Annotated in this window: 16 protein-coding genes; 9 read left to right on the top strand and 7 right to left on the bottom strand. The window is 55.3% G+C overall.

Annotated elements, in window-relative coordinates:
* Positions 1-71 precede the first annotated feature (71 nt).
* Entirely contained in the window at positions 72-1472 is a 1401-nt protein-coding gene (clcA, locus tag DBR02_RS14790) for a H(+)/Cl(-) exchange transporter ClcA (RefSeq protein ID WP_063450604.1), read from the top strand.
* 85 nt (positions 1473-1557) lie between these two features.
* On the top strand, positions 1558-1902 hold the full coding sequence (gene erpA, locus DBR02_RS14795) for an iron-sulfur cluster insertion protein ErpA (RefSeq protein WP_003856230.1): 345 nt from the start codon (positions 1558-1560) through the stop codon (positions 1900-1902).
* A gap of 58 nt (positions 1903-1960) precedes the next feature.
* Here the strand turns inward: erpA and DBR02_RS14800 are convergent, their stop codons facing one another.
* From DBR02_RS14800 to mtnN, 3 genes are read right to left on the bottom strand one after another with little or no spacing between them, the layout of a single operon-like run.
* Positions 1961-2584, bottom strand: coding sequence for a TRIC cation channel family protein (locus DBR02_RS14800; protein WP_063450603.1), 624 nt, complete (start codon positions 2582-2584; stop codon positions 1961-1963).
* A gap of 23 nt (positions 2585-2607) precedes the next feature.
* Positions 2608-3417 (bottom strand): vitamin B12 ABC transporter substrate-binding protein BtuF, encoded by an 810-nt coding sequence (gene btuF / locus DBR02_RS14805; protein WP_107534729.1) that lies wholly within the window; start codon positions 3415-3417, stop codon positions 2608-2610.
* Positions 3410-4108, bottom strand: a complete 699-nt coding sequence (gene mtnN / locus DBR02_RS14810) for a 5'-methylthioadenosine/S-adenosylhomocysteine nucleosidase (RefSeq protein ID WP_107534730.1) — start codon at positions 4106-4108, stop codon at positions 3410-3412. Before mtnN ends, btuF begins: the two co-directional genes overlap by 8 nt.
* Positions 4109-4190: 82 nt before the next feature.
* Between mtnN and dgt the strand changes: the two genes are divergently transcribed.
* The 3 genes from dgt to DBR02_RS14825 all read left to right on the top strand — a co-directional run bounded on the left by dgt (position 4191) and on the right by DBR02_RS14825 (position 8578).
* A complete protein-coding gene (gene dgt, locus DBR02_RS14815) occupies positions 4191-5705 on the top strand; it encodes a dGTPase (protein ID WP_107534731.1) in 1515 nt (504 codons plus the stop codon).
* A gap of 132 nt (positions 5706-5837) precedes the next feature.
* Complete coding sequence (degP, locus tag DBR02_RS14820) at positions 5838-7274, top strand: serine endoprotease DegP (RefSeq protein ID WP_063867496.1); 1437 nt, start codon at positions 5838-5840, stop codon at positions 7272-7274.
* 146 nt (positions 7275-7420) lie between these two features.
* Positions 7421-8578 carry a CdaR family transcriptional regulator gene (locus tag DBR02_RS14825; RefSeq protein WP_003856217.1) on the top strand — a complete coding sequence of 386 codons (1158 nt, stop codon included), beginning with the start codon at positions 7421-7423 and terminating at the stop codon, positions 8576-8578.
* A gap of 89 nt (positions 8579-8667) precedes the next feature.
* On the opposite strand, the gene DBR02_RS14830 is transcribed toward DBR02_RS14825, so the two are convergent.
* From DBR02_RS14830 to map, 4 genes are all read right to left on the bottom strand, one after another.
* Positions 8668-9057: a DUF3461 family protein gene (locus DBR02_RS14830; RefSeq protein ID WP_063867497.1), complete on the bottom strand. Its 390-nt coding sequence runs from the start codon at positions 9055-9057 to the stop codon at positions 8668-8670.
* Between the two features lie 111 nt (positions 9058-9168).
* Positions 9169-9993 carry a 2,3,4,5-tetrahydropyridine-2,6-dicarboxylate N-succinyltransferase gene (gene dapD / locus DBR02_RS14835; RefSeq protein ID WP_003856214.1) on the bottom strand — a complete coding sequence of 275 codons (825 nt, stop codon included), beginning with the start codon at positions 9991-9993 and terminating at the stop codon, positions 9169-9171.
* Positions 9994-10025: 32 nt separating this feature from the next.
* Positions 10026-12701, bottom strand: a complete 2676-nt coding sequence (glnD, locus tag DBR02_RS14840) for a bifunctional uridylyltransferase/uridylyl-removing protein GlnD (RefSeq protein ID WP_063450597.1) — start codon at positions 12699-12701, stop codon at positions 10026-10028.
* 62 nt (positions 12702-12763) lie between these two features.
* A complete protein-coding gene (gene map / locus DBR02_RS14845; RefSeq protein WP_022647104.1) occupies positions 12764-13558 on the bottom strand; it encodes a type I methionyl aminopeptidase in 795 nt (264 codons plus the stop codon).
* A gap of 321 nt (positions 13559-13879) precedes the next feature.
* Between map and rpsB the strand changes: the two genes are divergently transcribed.
* From rpsB to frr, 4 genes are all read left to right on the top strand, one after another.
* A complete protein-coding gene (rpsB, locus tag DBR02_RS14850; protein WP_003856207.1) occupies positions 13880-14605 on the top strand; it encodes a 30S ribosomal protein S2 in 726 nt (241 codons plus the stop codon).
* Positions 14606-14722: 117 nt separating this feature from the next.
* A complete protein-coding gene (tsf, locus tag DBR02_RS14855) occupies positions 14723-15574 on the top strand; it encodes a translation elongation factor Ts (protein WP_006810044.1) in 852 nt (283 codons plus the stop codon).
* Positions 15575-15723: 149 nt separating this feature from the next.
* Entirely contained in the window at positions 15724-16449 is a 726-nt protein-coding gene (gene pyrH, locus DBR02_RS14860; protein ID WP_008501910.1) for a UMP kinase, read from the top strand.
* Between the two features lie 167 nt (positions 16450-16616).
* Positions 16617-17174 (top strand): ribosome recycling factor, encoded by a 558-nt coding sequence (gene frr / locus DBR02_RS14865; RefSeq protein ID WP_003856180.1) that lies wholly within the window; start codon positions 16617-16619, stop codon positions 17172-17174.
* The last annotated feature ends 79 nt before the right edge of the window (positions 17175-17253 follow it).

Genomic DNA, 17253 nt, shown 5'->3' on the forward strand with positions numbered 1-17253 from the left:
TTTTCAGGGGACGAGGGGATTGTCTCTGGTAGAATCCTTGCGGCCTTTTGTATGACGAAACAGAACAGGTAATGAACGAGAACACGCCTTCTTTTGAACAACAACAATTTACGCGCGCGAAGCACCGGGTCAGCATCCGGCGGCTGCTCAACCGTGACAAAACCCCGTTAGCCATTCTGCTGGCAGCCGCCGTGGTGGGTACGCTGGCCGGGCTGGTGGGCGTCGCGTTTGAAAAGGCCGTCAACGCGGTGCTCAACTGGCGCATCGGTACCGTTGCCAGCTTTGCGGATCGGGAATGGCTGGTCTGGGTGTTGGCATTTGGCCTTTCGGCGCTGTTCGCCATGGTGGGGTATTTCCTGGTGCGTAAATTTGCGCCCGAAGCCGGCGGCTCGGGGATCCCCGAAATTGAAGGGGCGCTGGAAGAGCTGCGTCCGGTTCGCTGGTGGCGCGTGCTTCCCGTGAAATTTATCGGCGGGATGGGGACGCTCGGGGCGGGCATGGTGCTGGGGCGCGAAGGGCCAACGGTACAGCTGGGCGGTAACGTCGGGCGGATGGTCGGCGACCTGTTCCGCATGCGCAGCGCTGAAGCGCGCCATACGCTGCTGGCGACGGGGGCGGCGGCGGGGCTGTCTGCCGCGTTTAACGCACCGCTGGCGGGTATCCTGTTCATCATCGAAGAGATGCGCGCCCAGTTCCGCTACAACCTGATCTCCATTAAAGCGGTGTTTACCGGCGTGATTATGTCGAGCATTGTCTTTCGCCTCTTTAACGGCGAAGGGGCGGTGATTGAGGTTGGCAAGCTGACCAATGCCCCGGTCAATACCCTGTGGCTGTATCTGGTTCTTGGGATGATTTTTGGCATCGTCGGCCCGCTTTTCAATACCCTGATTTTACGTGCGCAGGATATGTTTCAGCGCATCCATGGCGGAAATACCACGAAATGGGTGCTGGTGGGAGGCCTGCTTGGCGGCGTGTGCGGGATCCTCGGCTTTATCGAACCGAACGCGGCGGGCGGCGGTTTCGGGCTGATTCCCATTGCCGCGGCGGGGAATTTCAGCGTGGGGCTGCTGCTGTTTATGTTTATCTCGCGGGTGATCACGACCGTGCTGTGCTTCTCCTCCGGCGCGCCGGGCGGCATTTTTGCCCCGATGCTGGCGCTGGGAACGCTGCTGGGCACGGCGTTTGGCATGGCGGCAGCGGTTGGCTTCCCGGCCTATCATCTGGATGCGGGGACGTTTGCGGTGGCTGGAATGGGGGCGCTGCTGGCGGCCTCCCTGCGCGCGCCGCTGACCGGGATCGTGCTGGTGCTGGAGATGACCGACAATTACCAGCTCATTTTGCCAATGATCATTACCTGCCTTGGCGCGACACTATTAGCCCAATTCCTGGGTGGAAAACCGCTATACTCCACCATTCTTGCCCGTACCCTGGCAAAACAGGAGGCTGAACAGGCCCTGAAGCAGAATACTTGAATGAATTACCAGGGTATTAGATAATGACAAAAAGAATTGGGTGATTTTTACCCAATAGCAGTCGCAGTATTCATGGGAGCATAAGATGAGTGATGACGTAGCGTTGCCGCTGGAATTTACCGAAGCCGCAGCGAAAAAAGTGAAAACCCTGATTGCCGACGAGGACAATCCGGACCTTAAACTGCGTGTTTATATTACCGGCGGCGGCTGTAGTGGCTTCCAGTATGGTTTTACCTTTGACGACCAGGTCAACGATGGTGATATGACTATCGAGAAACAGGGCGTCGCGCTGGTGGTTGACCCGATGAGCCTGCAATATCTTGTGGGCGGTTCAGTGGACTACACTGAAGGTCTGGAAGGTTCGCGCTTTGTGGTGACGAACCCGAACGCAACCAGCACCTGCGGGTGTGGTTCATCGTTCAGCATTTAAGCCTGAATGCGGATTGTAGGCCCGGTAAGCGCAGCGCCACCGGGCTTATCAACAACCCCTACCTTGAATTTTCATCCAGCGCAAACGTCGGCAGCTTCAGGTGCCAGCGTATCGCCGCTAAACGGATCGCCAGTGTGACCACCATCCCCAGCATCGCCGCGTTTTCCAGCGGGACAGCGAAGGTGTAATACGCCGTGGCGTGAACGATTCCCCCAATGATACAGGCCGTCGCGTAGATCTCCGTTCGCAGGATCATCGGGACTTCTCGCGCCAGAATGTCGCGAATAATCCCCCCGCCCACGCCGGTCAGTACGCCCATGCAGATCGCCACCAGCGGCCCTGTCCCGGCAATAAAGGCTTTGTTGACGCCTATGCCCACAAAGACGGCCAGGCCGACGGCGTCCAGCACCGGCAGCACCCATTTGGGGAGCCTGCGCGGCTGACGCACCAGCACGATGGTCAGCAGGCAGGTGACCATTGCCACCACCAGGTCCGTCGGATCTTTTACCCAGAATACCGGGCCGTTTGCCAGCGCCATATCGCGGATCGTTCCGCCGCCTACCGCCGTAACGACGCCGAGCACCAGTACGCCAAAGGGATCCATGCGCAGTTTTCCGGCAAGCAGAACGCCGGAGATAGCAAAAACGGCTGTGCCAAGAATATCCAGCCAATACACGAGCATCGTTAAATCCTCGAATAGGGTATTTATCTGTTTGAGTGACGCTCTGCCAGTTCGGCGCAGAGTTGTTTTGCGGCGAGGATAATACGCGGGCTGGCGCGTTCAAACCAGTCGCTGTTGAGGGCGATCACCGGAATTTTAAGCTGGTGATGCCAGAATTGTTTAATTTTGGGAATGTCGCTCGCATTTCCGACCACCACAATGGCCTGCGGCTGTCGCGTCAGAACCTGCTCACGGCTGACCTGTGGCCACGGCACCCGGCTTTCGGCAAAGATATTTTCACCTCCACAGGTCTCAAGCACCTGATTCTGGATCGAACCTTTCCCGGTAGTGAACAGCGGCTGGCTGCCAAATTGCAGAAAAACGCGTTGTTTCGGCTGCGTGCCGTACCGGGCTTTTAGCGCGGCAAAATCGTTGAGCATCTGCTGTGCTGCCTGCCCGGCGCGTTGTGGGGTCGGGCTGAAGGGCGCGAGGTCACGCAGGGCTTGCGCCACCTGTTCGATGCTCACCGCATCCACCCATTTCACGGTTATTCCCAGCGATGAGAGCTGGTTCACCTGCCGTTCGGCATTACCGCCGCGCCAGGCGAGGACGAGGTCGGGCTTGAGCGCCACAATGCGTTCCAGGTTCATTCCCTGCCAGGTGGCAACCTGTTCGATATGGGCGGCCTGCGGGGGATAATCGGAAAAGCTGCTCACCGCAACGGGCGTGATCCCCGCGGCAAACGCCAGTTCCGTATTGGCAGGGGAGAGGGTAATCACCCGCGGCGCGGCGGTGAGCCAGGCCGGGGCGAGCAGAAGCAGGGCGGCCAGCGCCCTGAAGAACACCTTACCCACGCGCCAGTTTCTGCACCAGGGTTTCCACCATCACGGTGGACTGTTTTGCCGCAACGGCCAGGAATTCGTCGAAGCTGATGTGGGACTGCTGGTCCGCCACGTCAGAGATCGCGCGAACGACCACGAACGGCACGCTGAAGTTATAGCACACGTGCGCGATGGCCGTGGCTTCCATTTCAACGGCGACAGCCTGCGGGAAGTTATGACGGATTTTCGCCAGACCGACAGAGCCGTTGATAAAGGCATCGCCGCTGACGATCAGGCCACGTACCGCGTTGAGGTTCAGCTCGTTGATGCAGCTTTCAGCGGCGGTAATCAGCTTATCATCCGCCTTAAACCCGGCCGGGCAGCCCGGAAGCTGGCCATATTCGTAGCCAAATGCGGTGACGTCTGCATCGTGGTAACGCGCTTCGTCGGAAACCACGATATCACCCACTTTCAGCGTCGGCGCCAGACCGCCCGCAGAGCCTGTGTTAATGATAACGTCAGGCTTGCAGCGCTCAAGCAGCAGGGTCGCGCCCAGGGCCGCTGCAACTTTACCGATGCCTGATTTCAGCAGAGCCACGTCAACGCCGTTCAGCTGGCCGGTGTAGATCTCACAGCCACCGAGGGAGAGGGTCTGACGGTTCTCAATTTTGTCACGCAGCAGCGTAACTTCTTCTTCCATTGCACCAATAATGCCGATTTTCATAGATTTACTCGCGATGTGCCTTGTTAAGATGCATAGTCTATCATGCGGTTAAGGGGAAACGCATTCTCACGCGGGGGAGCACATGGCACCAATCGATTTTCGCACCAAAATTAACTGGCACCGACGTTTCCGTTCGCCGCAGGGCGATAAGAGCGAACATGAGATCCTGCGTATTTTCGAAAGCGATCGCGGACGCATCATCAACTCGCCTGCTATCCGCCGGTTACAGCAAAAAACCCAGGTCTTCCCGCTGGAGCGTAACGCTGCGGTGCGTACGCGGTTAACGCACTCCATGGAAGTGCAGCAGGTGGGGCGCTACATTGCAAAAGAGATCCTCAGCCGTCTCAAAGAGCAACGTCTGCTGGAAACCTACGGGCTGGATGAACTGACCGGGCCGTTCGAAAGCATCGTTGAGATGGCCTGCCTGATGCACGATATCGGCAATCCGCCCTTTGGTCATTTCGGCGAGGCCGCTATAAATGACTGGTTTAAACAGCGGCTTTTTCCCTCTGACGCCATAAGCCAGCCGCTTAGCGATGACCGCTGCGTGGTCCGCGATTTATGCCTGCGCGAGGGCGAAGAGAGCCTGAACGACCTGCGCCGCAAGGTGCGTCAGGATCTGTGTCATTTTGAAGGTAACGCGCAGGGTATTCGCCTGGTGCACTTCCTGATGCGCATGAATCTGACCTGGGCGCAGGTGGGCTGCATTCTGAAATACACGCGTCCCGCGTGGTGGATGGGGGAAACGCCCGCCACCCATAGCTACCTGATGAAAAAACCGGGCTATTACCTGTCGGAAGAAGCGTACGTTGAACGGCTGCGTAAAGAACTTTCGCTGACGCCGAATGGCCGTTTTCCATTGACGTGGATTATGGAAGCCGCCGACGATATTTCCTATTGCGTGGCCGACCTGGAAGACGCGGTTGAAAAAAGAATATTCAGCGTCGAAGAGCTGTATCAGCATCTTCATGATGCCTGGGGGGAGCATGAAAAAGGGTCTCTGTTTGCGCAGGTCGTCGAAAATGCGTGGGAGAAATCGCGTTCAAATACCCTGAGCCGCAGCACCGAAGATCAGTTCTTTATGTATTTGCGGGTCAATACGCTGAATAAACTGGTGCCGTATGCGGCCGCCCGTTTTATTGATAATTTGCCGATGATATTTAGCGGGGAATTTAATCACGCCCTGCTGGAAGATGAGAGCAGTTTTAGTCAGCTTCTTGAATTATATAAAAACGTGGCGGTTCGCCATGTTTTCAGCCACCCGGATGTCGAACAGCTCGAGCTGCAAGGATACCGGGTTATCAGTGGGTTGCTGGAGATCTATGGCCCACTGCTCCAGCTGACGGTCGATGAGTTCAGCGAACTGGTAGAAAACGAGCGTGTTCGCCGTTTGCCAATTGAATCTCGCCTCTATCAGAAGCTTTCAACCCGTCACAGGCTGGCATACATTGAAGCCGTCAGTAAAATAGATCGCCATTCTTCACAATGGCCGGTAATGGAATATTATTATCGCTGCCGGCTTATCCAGGACTATATCAGCGGGATGACCGATTTGTATGCCTGGGATGAATACCGCAAGCTGATGGCCGTTGAATAAGCTATGAGTTTTGTAAAGACGACCAATAAATTTTTACTTTTTCCATAAACTTAATCCCGGAACTAAGCGGTATAAAACGAATCTGAGTTACACAGCAATTTTGCGTTATCTGGTAAATCGAGATTGAGAAACATGAAAAAAACCACATTAGCAATGAGTGCACTGGCTCTGAGTTTAGGTTTAGCGCTGTCTCCTCTGGCAGCGACGGCAGCCGAGACAGCTTCCTCGGCAGCGACTGCGCAGCAGATGCCAAGCCTGGCCCCGATGCTCGAAAAAGTGATGCCATCGGTGGTGAGTATTAACGTTGAGGGCAGCACAACCGTCAATACGCCGCGTATGCCGCGTAATTTCCAGCAGTTCTTCGGCGACAATTCGCCATTCTGCCAGGACGGTTCGCCATTCCAGAGCTCCCCGTTCTGTCAGGGCGGCGGTGCAGGGGATGACGGCATGGGCGGCGGCCAGCAGCAGAAATTCATGGCACTTGGCTCGGGCGTGATCATTGATGCAGCCAAAGGCTACGTGGTGACCAATAACCACGTGGTAGATAATGCGAACGTTATTAAAGTGCAGATGAGCGATGGCCGTAAATTCGATGCCAAAGTGGTCGGTAAAGACCCGCGCTCCGACATCGCGCTGATTCAAATTCAGGATCCGAAGAACCTGACGGCGATTAAGCTTGCCGATTCCGACGCGCTGCGCGTCGGTGACTACACCGTCGCCATCGGTAACCCGTTCGGTCTGGGCGAAACCGTGACCTCGGGTATCGTCTCTGCGCTGGGACGCAGTGGCCTGAACGCAGAAAACTATGAAAACTTCATCCAGACGGATGCGGCCATTAACCGCGGTAACTCCGGTGGTGCGCTGGTGAACCTGAACGGCGAGCTGATCGGTATCAACACCGCTATCCTCGCACCGGACGGTGGCAACATCGGTATCGGCTTCGCTATTCCGAGTAACATGGTGAAAAACCTCACTGCGCAGATGGTCCAGTATGGGCAGGTGAAACGCGGTGAGCTGGGTATCATGGGTACCGAACTGAACTCAGAGCTGGCGAAGGCGATGAAGGTGGACGCTCAGCGCGGCGCGTTTGTAAGCCAGGTCATGCCGAACTCCTCGGCGGCGAAGGCCGGTATCAAAGCGGGTGACGTGATCACCTCTCTGAACGGTAAGCCGATCAGCAGCTTTGCCGCCCTGCGTGCGGAAGTTGGTTCTATGCCAATCGGCAGTAAAGTGACCCTCGGCCTGCTGCGTGAAGGTAAGCCGGTCAACGTGAGCCTGGAACTTCAGCAGAGCAGCCAGAATCAGGTGGATTCCAGCACCATCTTCAGCGGTATTGAAGGTGCCGAGATGAGCAACAAAGGGGCAGATAAAGGCGTGGTGGTGAACAACGTGAAAGCGAACTCACCTGCTGCCCGTATCGGCCTGAAAAAAGGTGATGTGATCATGGGCGCTAACCAGCAGCCGGTGAAAAACATTGCTGAACTGCGCAAAATTCTCGACAGCAAGCCTTCCGTGCTGGCGCTGAATATTCAGCGTGGTGATACTTCTATTTATCTCCTGATGCAGTAATCTTCTTAAGCCCCTGTTCGCAGGGGCTTTCTCGTTTCTGTGACCTTTCCCACAACTCCATACATCTCTCTCTGCCTTTGGGCATCTGCACAATGCAGCCTTAGCTGAACTTCCCTATGCTTGAGCTCTGCTCACGGGAGGGTTATATGGCTGGCTGGCATCTGGATACCAAAATGGCGCAGGATATCGTGGCGCGAACCATGCGCATCATCGATACCAATATCAACGTAATGGATGCCCGCGGGCGCATTATCGGCAGCGGCGATCGTGAGCGTATTGGTGAATTGCACGAAGGGGCGTTGCTGGTGCTCTCTCAGGGGCGCGTGGTCGACATTGACGACGCCGTGGCGAAACATTTGCACGGGGTCCGTCAGGGGATCAACCTGCCGCTGCGTCTGGAAGGGGAAATTGTTGGCGTTATCGGTCTGACCGGCGATCCTGAATCGCTGCGTAAATACGGCGAGCTGGTCTGCATGACGGCGGAGATGATGCTGGAGCAGTCGCGCCTGATGCACCTGCTTGCCCAGGACAGCCGCCTGCGTGAAGAGCTGGTGATGAATTTGATCCAGGCGGAGGAGCATACGCCTGCCCTGAGCGAGTGGGCGCAGCGTCTGGGCATTGACCTGAACCAGCCCCGCGTGGTTGCCGTCATCGAGGTAGATAGCGGTCAGCTTGGCGTAGACAGCGCCATGGTAGAGCTCCAGCAGCTGCAAAACATGCTGGCGACGCCGGAGCGTAACAACCTGGTGGCGATTGTCTCTTTGACGGAAATGGTGGTGCTTAAGCCTGCGCTTAACCAGTTTGGTCGCTGGGACGCGGAAGATCATCGTCGTCGCGTGGAGCTGCTCATCGAGCGCATGAAGGAGAACGGTCAGCTCCGTTTTCGCGTCGCGCTGGGGAATTACTTTACCGGTCCGGGGAGTATCGCCCGTTCATGGCGAACCGCGCGCACCACCATGATGGTAGGTAAACAGCGCATGCCGGAGAGCCGCAGTTATTTCTATCAGGACTTGATGCTGCCGGTCCTGCTCGACAGCCTGCGCGGTGGCTGGCAGGCCAACGAGCTGGCGCGTCCGCTGGTGCGTCTGAAAGCAATGGACAACAACGGTCTGCTGCGCCGCACGTTGCAGGCGTGGTTCCGGCATAACGTTCAGCCGCTGGCAACGTCAAAAGCGCTGTTTATTCATCGTAATACGCTTGAGTATCGGCTAAACCGCATCTCGGAGCTGACGGGGCTGGATTTAGGGAATTTTGACGACCGGCTGCTGCTGTATGTGGCGTTGCAGCTGGATGAACAGAGATGATGCTGTTTGCCGGGTGGCGGCTTCGCTTTACCCGGCCTACATGCGTTCGTAGGCCCGGTAAGCGAAGCGCCACCGGGCAATAAAACGGCTCATTTGTTACGCGTCAATTTCTCAAGATCTGCTTCAATCTCGCTGATCTTATTAGTGACGACGCTTTCAAGGTGACGAAGATCGTCAAGGATCTTACGTTTTAAATCGATTTCGCTGCGATCGCGCTGGCAGATCTGATCGAGTTCGTCGATCACATAGCGCAGGTTAGGGCTGATTTCCTGTACTTCTTTATATCCCTGACCGATACCGTCAGCGACAACGGTCTTACGCTGGCGTGGGTATTTAAACTTCACGCTTTTGGCGAAAAACTCTCCTTTGTCCTTGTGAAAATAGATTTTCAAAATATCGTTATTCGCTTCCTGGCGGAGACTATAACGATCAATTTCATCAGGATTGGTAATGCCCAGACTTTTCAGATTATCGTACATAGCGGTACCCTTGATCTCAACATAACCTATGAATAATTAACGAAAAAATCTATTTCCGCCACCTTCAGATATAAAAAAAGCGGGGTTGCCCCCGCTTTTTGTTATACCTGATTAATCGATGGTGCGCAGCAGTTCGTTGATACCCACCTTACCGCGGGTTTTCGCGTCCACTTTTTTCACGATAACCGCGCAGTACAGGCTGTATTTGCCGTCTTTAGACGGCAGGTTGCCGGAGACCACAACGGAACCGGCTGGTACGCGGCCGTAATGGATTTCACCGGTTTCGCGGTCGTAAATACGGGTGCTCTGACCGATGTAGACGCCCATGGAGATCACTGAACCTTCTTCGACGATCACGCCTTCAACCACTTCGGAACGCGCGCCGATGAAGCAGTTGTCTTCGATGATGGTTGGGTTGGCCTGAAGTGGCTCCAGAACGCCACCGATGCCCACGCCGCCGGACAGGTGAACGTTTTTACCGATCTGCGCGCAGGAACCGACGGTGGCCCAGGTGTCTACCATGGTGCCTTCGTCAACGTAGGCGCCGATGTTCACGTAGGATGGCATCAGCACGGTATTGCGTGCGATGAAGGCACCCTGACGAACCGCCGCCGGTGGCACCACGCGGAAGCCCTCTTTCTGGAAGCGCGCTTCGTCGTAGTCCGCAAATTTCATTGGCACTTTATCGAAGTAGCGGCTTTCTGCTCCGTCGATAACCTGGTTATCGTTGATACGGAAAGAGAGCAGCACAGCTTTCTTCAGCCATTGATGAGTGACCCACTGACCGTCGATTTTTTCTGCCACGCGCAGTGCGCCGGAATCCAGCAGGGAAATAACCTGGTTAACCGCTTCACGGGTCACGGTATCCACATTTGCCGGAGTGATGTCGGCGCGACGCTCAAAAGCGGACTCAATAACGTTCTGTAACTGCTGCATTGTTTACTCTTTCCATTTCACTAAAAAACACGTCACCCTTTATCGTTTGGATTGAGGGCTGCTGTCAACCGTTGTTGCACTTCAAGTTGCAGGTCATTATTAAGGGCACGCCGGTCGGCGGTGGCGATTATAAATAAATCTTCTACTCGCTCGCCAATGGTTGTAATTCGGGCGCCGTGAAGCGAAATTCCCAGATCGGCAAAAACCTGGCCGACGCGGGCGAGCAGACCTGGCTGGTCGAGCGCGATCAGCTCCAGGAACGATTTACGATCGGTATGGGTCGGCAGGAAATTCACCTCGGTATCGACGGTAAAGTGGCGCAGTTTCGCCGGCTGACGGCGCGGCTGCGGCGGCTGCCAGCTGCGCTGGGTAATCGCCTGTTCCAGACCGAAGCGTATTCCTTCATGACGATCGGCTGAGAGCGGGCTGCCGTCCGGCTCCAGCACAATAAAGGTGTCCATGGCCATGCCGTCGCGGGTGGTAAAAATCTGCGCGTCGTGAACGCTCAGGTTACGCCTGTCCAGCTCTGCACAGACCGCAGCAAACAAATAGGGCCGGTCCGGGCTCCAGATAAAGATCTCCGTCCCGCCGCGCGTGGCCTGCGGGCTGAGCAGGATCATCGGTTTCGTCAGGTCATGCTTCAGCAGATGTCGGGCGTGCCATGCAAGCTGGTTTGGGCTGTGGCGCACAAAATAGTTGGCGCGACAGCGCGCCCAAATCTGATGCAGCGCCTCTTCGTTGATGTTATCCATGCGCAGCAGGGCCAGCGCCTGCAACTGGTGGTGACGCACGCGCTCACGCATGTCCGGGGTGTTCTGCATCCCGCGACGCAGCTGTTTTTCGGTGGCGAAGTACAGCTCGCGCAGCAGGCTTTGCTTCCAGCTGTTCCACAGGGTTTCGTTGGTGGCGCAGATATCGGCCACCGTCAGGCAGACCAGATAGCGCAGGCGGTTTTCCGTTTGTACCTCTTCGGCGAACTGCTTGATCACTTCCGGATCCTGAATGTCACGACGCTGAGCGGTAACCGACATCAGCAGATGATGGCGGACCAGCCAGGCCACCAGCTGCGTTTCGCGCGAGTTCAGGCCGTGCAGCTCGGCAAATTTCAGCACGTCCTGGGCACCGAGTACGGAGTGGTCGCCGCCGCGTCCTTTGGCGATGTCGTGGAACAGGGCGGCAATCAGGATCAGTTCCGGGTGCGCCAGACGTGGCCACAAATCAACGCACAGCGGATGGCGGGATCGCGTTTCTTCTTTAGCGAAGCTTTCCAGCTTCAGCATGACGCGGATCGTGTGCTCATCTACCGTGTAGGCGTGAAACAGGTCAAACTGCATCTGCCCGACAATATGCGACCACTGCGGCATATAGGCCCACAGCACGCTGTGGCGGTGCATCGGCAGCAGACCGCGGCTGACGGCGCCCGGATGACGAAGCATGCTCAGGAACAGCGAGCGCGCCTCCGGGATGTAGCACAGCGGTTGCTTCAGATGACGCCGTGCATGGCGCAGGTGGCGCAGGGTGGTGGAGTAGATCCCGGTAATCGTGCTGTTGCGCACCATGGTGTAAAACATTCGCAGGATCGCTTCCGGTTCGCGGATGAACAGCGTTTCGTCGCGCAGATCGATCAGCGTGCCGCGCAGCTGAAACTCGTCATCAATCGGACGCGGTTTTTCATCCGCCGTCAGCGCGAGGATCGCTTCATCGAACAGCTGCAACAGCATCTGGTTGAGTTCAGATACGCGGCGGGTGACGCGGAAGAAATCCTTCATCATCTGCTCGACCGGCTCGTTGCCTTCGCCCTGGTAATTCAGGCGCTGCGCCACGCTGAGCTGGCGGTCAAACAGCAGGCGGTTATCATAGCGGGTGACTTCCAGATGCAGGGCAAAACGGATGCGCCAGAGCAGGTGCAGACACTCATTGAGTTCGTTACGTTCCGCTTCGGTCAGAAAACCGAAACCGACCATTTCGTCCAGCGAAGTTGCCCCAAAATGGCGTCGGGCGACCCATTGCAGCGTGTGGATATCGCGCAGGCCACCGGGGCTGCTTTTGATATCCGGCTCAAGATTATAGCTGGTTCCGTGATAGCGCTGGTGACGCTGGTTTTGTTCTTCGACTTTTGCGGCGAAGAATTTTTCCGAGGGCCAGAAGCCGTCGCTAAATATGTGCTTTTGCAGCTCGAGGAACAGCGCCACGTCGCCAATCAGCAGGCGGGTTTCAATCAGGTTGGTGGCGACGGTCAGGTCAGATAACCCCTCCAGCAGACACTCTTCCAGCGTGCGCACGCTGTGGCCCACCTCCAGTTTTACGTCCCAGAGCAGAGTCAGCAGTTCACCGATTTTTTGCGCCCGATCGTCCGGCAATTTTTTACGGCTTAAGATCAGCAGGTCGATATCAGAGAGCGGATGCAGTTCACCCCGGCCATAACCGCCGACCGCAACCAGCGCGACGTCGCTCACCTGCCCGAAACCGTAGTCGATCCACAGACGTTGCAGGAGCTGGTCGATAAACTCGGTACGCGCTTCAATGAGCTGCTCGGCTGACACGCCTGCGTCAAACGCGCTACCCAGCCAGCGATGGAAAACCGCCATATGGGCTTTGATATGCGCGCAGGTCAGCTCATGCGCCGGCCAGACGCCCGGGTTGTCAGGCTGGTCGGGGAGGGTGGGAAGAGCCGTGTTAGCATACTGTTCGGGTAAAAGATTACTCATCGTGCGCCACCCATAAGAAAAAGCTATCGCCATTAAAAAAGCCGGCATTCGCCGGCTTCTTATCACTCAATGTTCGTCAGTATCGCCGGGATGGTGTCATCCTTGCGCAACGTCATAATTTCGCAGCCGTTGTCTGTTACCACAATAGTATGCTCGTACTGGGCCGACAAGCTTCTGTCCTTGGTTTTTACCGTCCAGCCATCTTTCATGGTGCGGATGCGGTAATCGCCCGCGTTGACCATTGGCTCAATGGTGAAGGTCATGCCTTTTTGCAGGACCACGCCGCCGTCGTCAGCATCGTAATGCAGTACCTGCGGCTCTTCGTGGAACACGCGGCCAATGCCGTGACCGCAGTATTCGCGCACCACGGAGAAACCTTCCGCTTCCACGAACTTCTGAATTGCCGCGCCGATAGTGCGCAGGCGGATGCCCGGCTTCACCATCTTCAGCGCCAGGTAGAGGCTGTCCTGGGTGACCTTGCACAGGCGCTCGCCCAGAATGGTTGGCTTGCCAACGATGAACATCTTAGAGGTGTCACCGTGGTAGTCGTCTTTAATGACGGTCACGTCGATGTTGACGATGTCGCCATCTTTCAGCAATTTCTCGTCATCCGGAATGCCGTGGCAAACCACTTCATTGATAGAGATGCAGACGGATTTCGGGAAACCGTGATAGCCCAGGCAGGCGGAGACCGCGTGCTGCTCGTTGACGATATAGTCGTTACAGATGCGATCCAGTTCGCCAGTGCTGACGCCCGGTTTCACAAACGGTTCGATCATTTCCAGCACGTCCGCGGCCAGACGACCGGCGACGCGCATCTTTTCAATTTCTTCAGGTGTCTTAATAGAGATAGCCATGTAATCTGTCCATCGGTGTCGATTTTTTCGACAATACTAGTGTAAGTGTTGTCAATGGTATCAGTCAGGCGCACCCCGTGCCAAATTGAGAATCATTAACAGCACACTCAGCCAACAACTATTGGTTTCCGACCGTGTTTTATGGTATAAAGCGCGCCGGACTTCCGATCCATCTCAGATACACAGGCTGGACGGGAGCGACAAATCTCACTTTGTGTAACAACACACACGTATCGGCACATATTCCGGGGTGCCCTTCGGGGTCGGTAATATGGGATACGTGGAGGCATAACCCCAACTTTTAATATAGAGGTTTTAAACATGGCAACTGTTTCCATGCGCGACATGCTCAAGGCTGGTGTTCACTTCGGTCACCAGACCCGTTACTGGAACCCGAAAATGAAGCCTTTCATCTTCGGCGCGCGTAACAAAGTTCACATCATCAACCTTGAGAAAACTGTACCAATGTTCAACGAAGCCCTGGCTGAGCTGAACAAGATCTCTTCCCGTAAAGGTAAGATTCTGTTCGTTGGTACTAAGCGCGCTGCAAGCGAAGCTGTGAAAGATGCTGCTAACAGCTGCGACCAGTTCTTCGTGAACCATCGCTGGTTGGGCGGCATGCTGACCAACTGGAAAACTGTTCGTCAGTCCATCAAGCGCCTGAAAGATCTGGAAACCCAGTCTCAGGACGGTACTTTCGATAAGCTGACTAAGAAAGAAGCGCTGATGCGCACTCGTGAGCTGGACAAGCTGGAAAACAGCCTGGGCGGTATCAAAGATATGGGCGGCCTGCCAGACGCGCTGTTCGTAATCGATGCAGACCACGAGCACATCGCAATCAAAGAAGCTAACAACCTGGGTATCCCGGTATTCGCTATCGTTGATACCAACTCCGATCCGGACGGTGTTGACTTCGTTATCCCGGGTAACGACGACGCAATCCGTGCTGTTAGCCTGTACCTGAGCGCTGTAGCTGCTACCGTTCGTGAAGGCCGTTCCCAGGATCTGGCTTCTCAGGCGGAAGAAAGCTTCGTAGAAGCTGAATAATAAGGTTTTACCCCTTATTAGTACCGTGTATGAATAGGGGCCCATTATCGGCCCCTTTTTTCAATTTATACTGTTTGGCTCCCGGCCGGGCAGTTCACATCTCCCGAGGATTTAAGAATGGCTGAAATTACCGCATCCCTGGTAAAAGAGCTGCGTGAGCGTACTGGCGCAGGCATGATGGATTGCAAAAAAGCGCTGACCGAAGCGAACGGCGACATCGAGCTGGCAATCGAAAACATGCGTAAATCCGGTGCGATCAAAGCAGCTAAGAAAGCAGGCAACGTGGCTGCTGACGGCGTGATCATCACCAAAATCGACGGCACCTACGGCATCATTCTGGAAGTTAACTGCCAGACTGACTTCGTTGCTAAAGATGCTGGTTTCCAGGCATTTGCTAACAAAGTTCTGGACGCAGCGGTTGCAGGCAAAATCACTGACGTTGAAGTACTGAAAGCACAGTTCGAAGAAGAGCGTGTTGCGCTGGTTGCTAAGATCGGTGAGAACATCAACATCCGTCGCGTTGCTTCCCTGGAAGGTGACGTTCTGGGCTCTTACCAGCACGGCGCGCGTATCGGTGTTCTGGTTGCGGCTAAAGGCGCTGACGAAGAGCTGGTTAAACAGCTGGCAATGCACATCGCTGCAAGCAAGCCAGAATTCGTTAAGCCAGAAGACGTGTCTGCTGAAGTGGTAGAGAAAGAGTACCAGGTTCAGCTGGACATCGCGATGCAGTCCGGTAAGCCAAAAGAAATCGCAGAGAAAATGGTTGAAGGCCGCATGAAGAAATTCACCGGCGAAGTTTCTCTGACTGGCCAGCCTTTCGTAATGGATCCAAGCAAGTCTGTTGCTCAGCTGCTGAAAGAGCACAACGCTGACGTGACTGGCTTCATCCGCTTCGAAGTGGGCGAAGGCATCGAGAAAGTTGAGACTGACTTCGCAGCAGAAGTTGCTGCAATGTCCAAGCAGTCTTAATGATGCAAAAGGAGCCGCCTGAGGGCGGCTTCTTTTTGTCACCCGTCTCACGAAATCAGACAGGCTCCAGTATCGCTGTGCTGATATGCGACATATCATGTCGCCAGAATTAACCCCATCTTAATCGTTGACAGTCTCAGGAAAGAAACATGGCTACCAATGCAAAACCCGTGTACAAACGCATTCTGCTTAAGCTGAGTGGCGAAGCGCTGCAAGGATCGGAAGGCTTCGGTATTGACGCAAGCATCCTTGATCGCATGGCACAGGAAATCAAAGAACTGGTCGAACTGGGTATTCAGGTTGGCGTGGTCATTGGCGGTGGCAACCTTTTCCGTGGTGCTGGTCTGGCGAAAGCGGGGATGAACCGCGTTGTGGGCGACCACATGGGTATGCTGGCAACCGTGATGAATGGCCTGGCGATGCGTGATGCGCTTCATCGCGCCTATGTGAACGCTCGCCTGATGTCCGCGATTCCTTTGAATGGCGTATGCGATAACTACAGCTGGGCAGAGGCCATCAGCCTGCTGCGCAACAACCGCGTGGTGATCCTCTCCGCCGGTACGGGTAACCCGTTCTTTACCACCGATTCCGCTGCCTGCCTGCGCGGTATCGAAATCGAAGCCGATGTGGTGCTGAAAGCGACCAAAGTGGATGGCGTGTTTACTGCCGATCCGGCAAAAGATCCGTCTGCGACCATGTACGATCAGCTGAGCTACAGCGAAGTTCTGGATAAAGAGCTGAAAGTGATGGATCTTGCCGCCTTTACGCTGGCTCGTGACCACAAACTGCCGATTCGTGTCTTCAACATGAACAAGCCTGGCGCGCTGCGTCGCGTTGTTATGGGCGAAAAAGAAGGCACTTTGATCACGGAATAATTTCCGTCGACGATAAATACAGGTAAGATTCCGCTTTACTTTGTAGTGGTATCTTACCTGGACGCGCCTTTGGCGCTGTCATGATTTAAACGCGACTATACTTAGCACACCTGTAGCGCTGTGCTGGCGGATAGTCTGCCTGAGACAAGTTTTCAAGGATTCGTAACGTGATTAACGACATCAGAAAAGATGCTGAAGTACGCATGGACAAATGCGTAGAAGCGTTCAAAAACCAAATCAGCAAAATCCGTACTGGCCGTGCTTCCCCAAGCCTGCTGGATGGCATCATCGTAGAATACTACGGTACGCCAACGCCACTGCGTCAGCTGGCGAGCGTGACGGTAGAAGATACCCGTACCCTGAAAATCAACGTGTTCGATCGCTCGATGAGCCCGGCCGTTGAAAAAGCCATCATGGCATCTGACCTGGGTCTGAACCCAAGCTCAGCGGGCGCGGACATTCGTGTTCCACTGCCTCCGCTGACGGAAGAGCGTCGTAAAGACCTGATCAAAGTCGTGCGTGGTGAAGCTGAGCAGGGTCGCGTTTCCGTACGTAACGTGCGTCGCGATGCGAACGATAAAGTGAAAGCGCTGCTGAAAGAAAAAGAGATCAGCGAAGACGACGATCGTCGTTCACAGGACGACATTCAGAAAATGACCGACGCGGCGATCAAGAAAATTGATGCGGCGCTGGCAGAAAAAGAAGCGGAACTGATGCAGTTCTGATTTTCGCTGTACACTGATAAACGCCGTTCAGAAGGACATTGAGTCTTGCTGGCGGCGTTTTGCTTTTATCTGGTCTAAC

The sequence above is a fragment of the Enterobacter cloacae complex sp. genome, from assembly GCF_900322725.1.
GTDB classification, from domain to species: Bacteria; Pseudomonadota; Gammaproteobacteria; order Enterobacterales; family Enterobacteriaceae; genus Enterobacter; species Enterobacter quasihormaechei.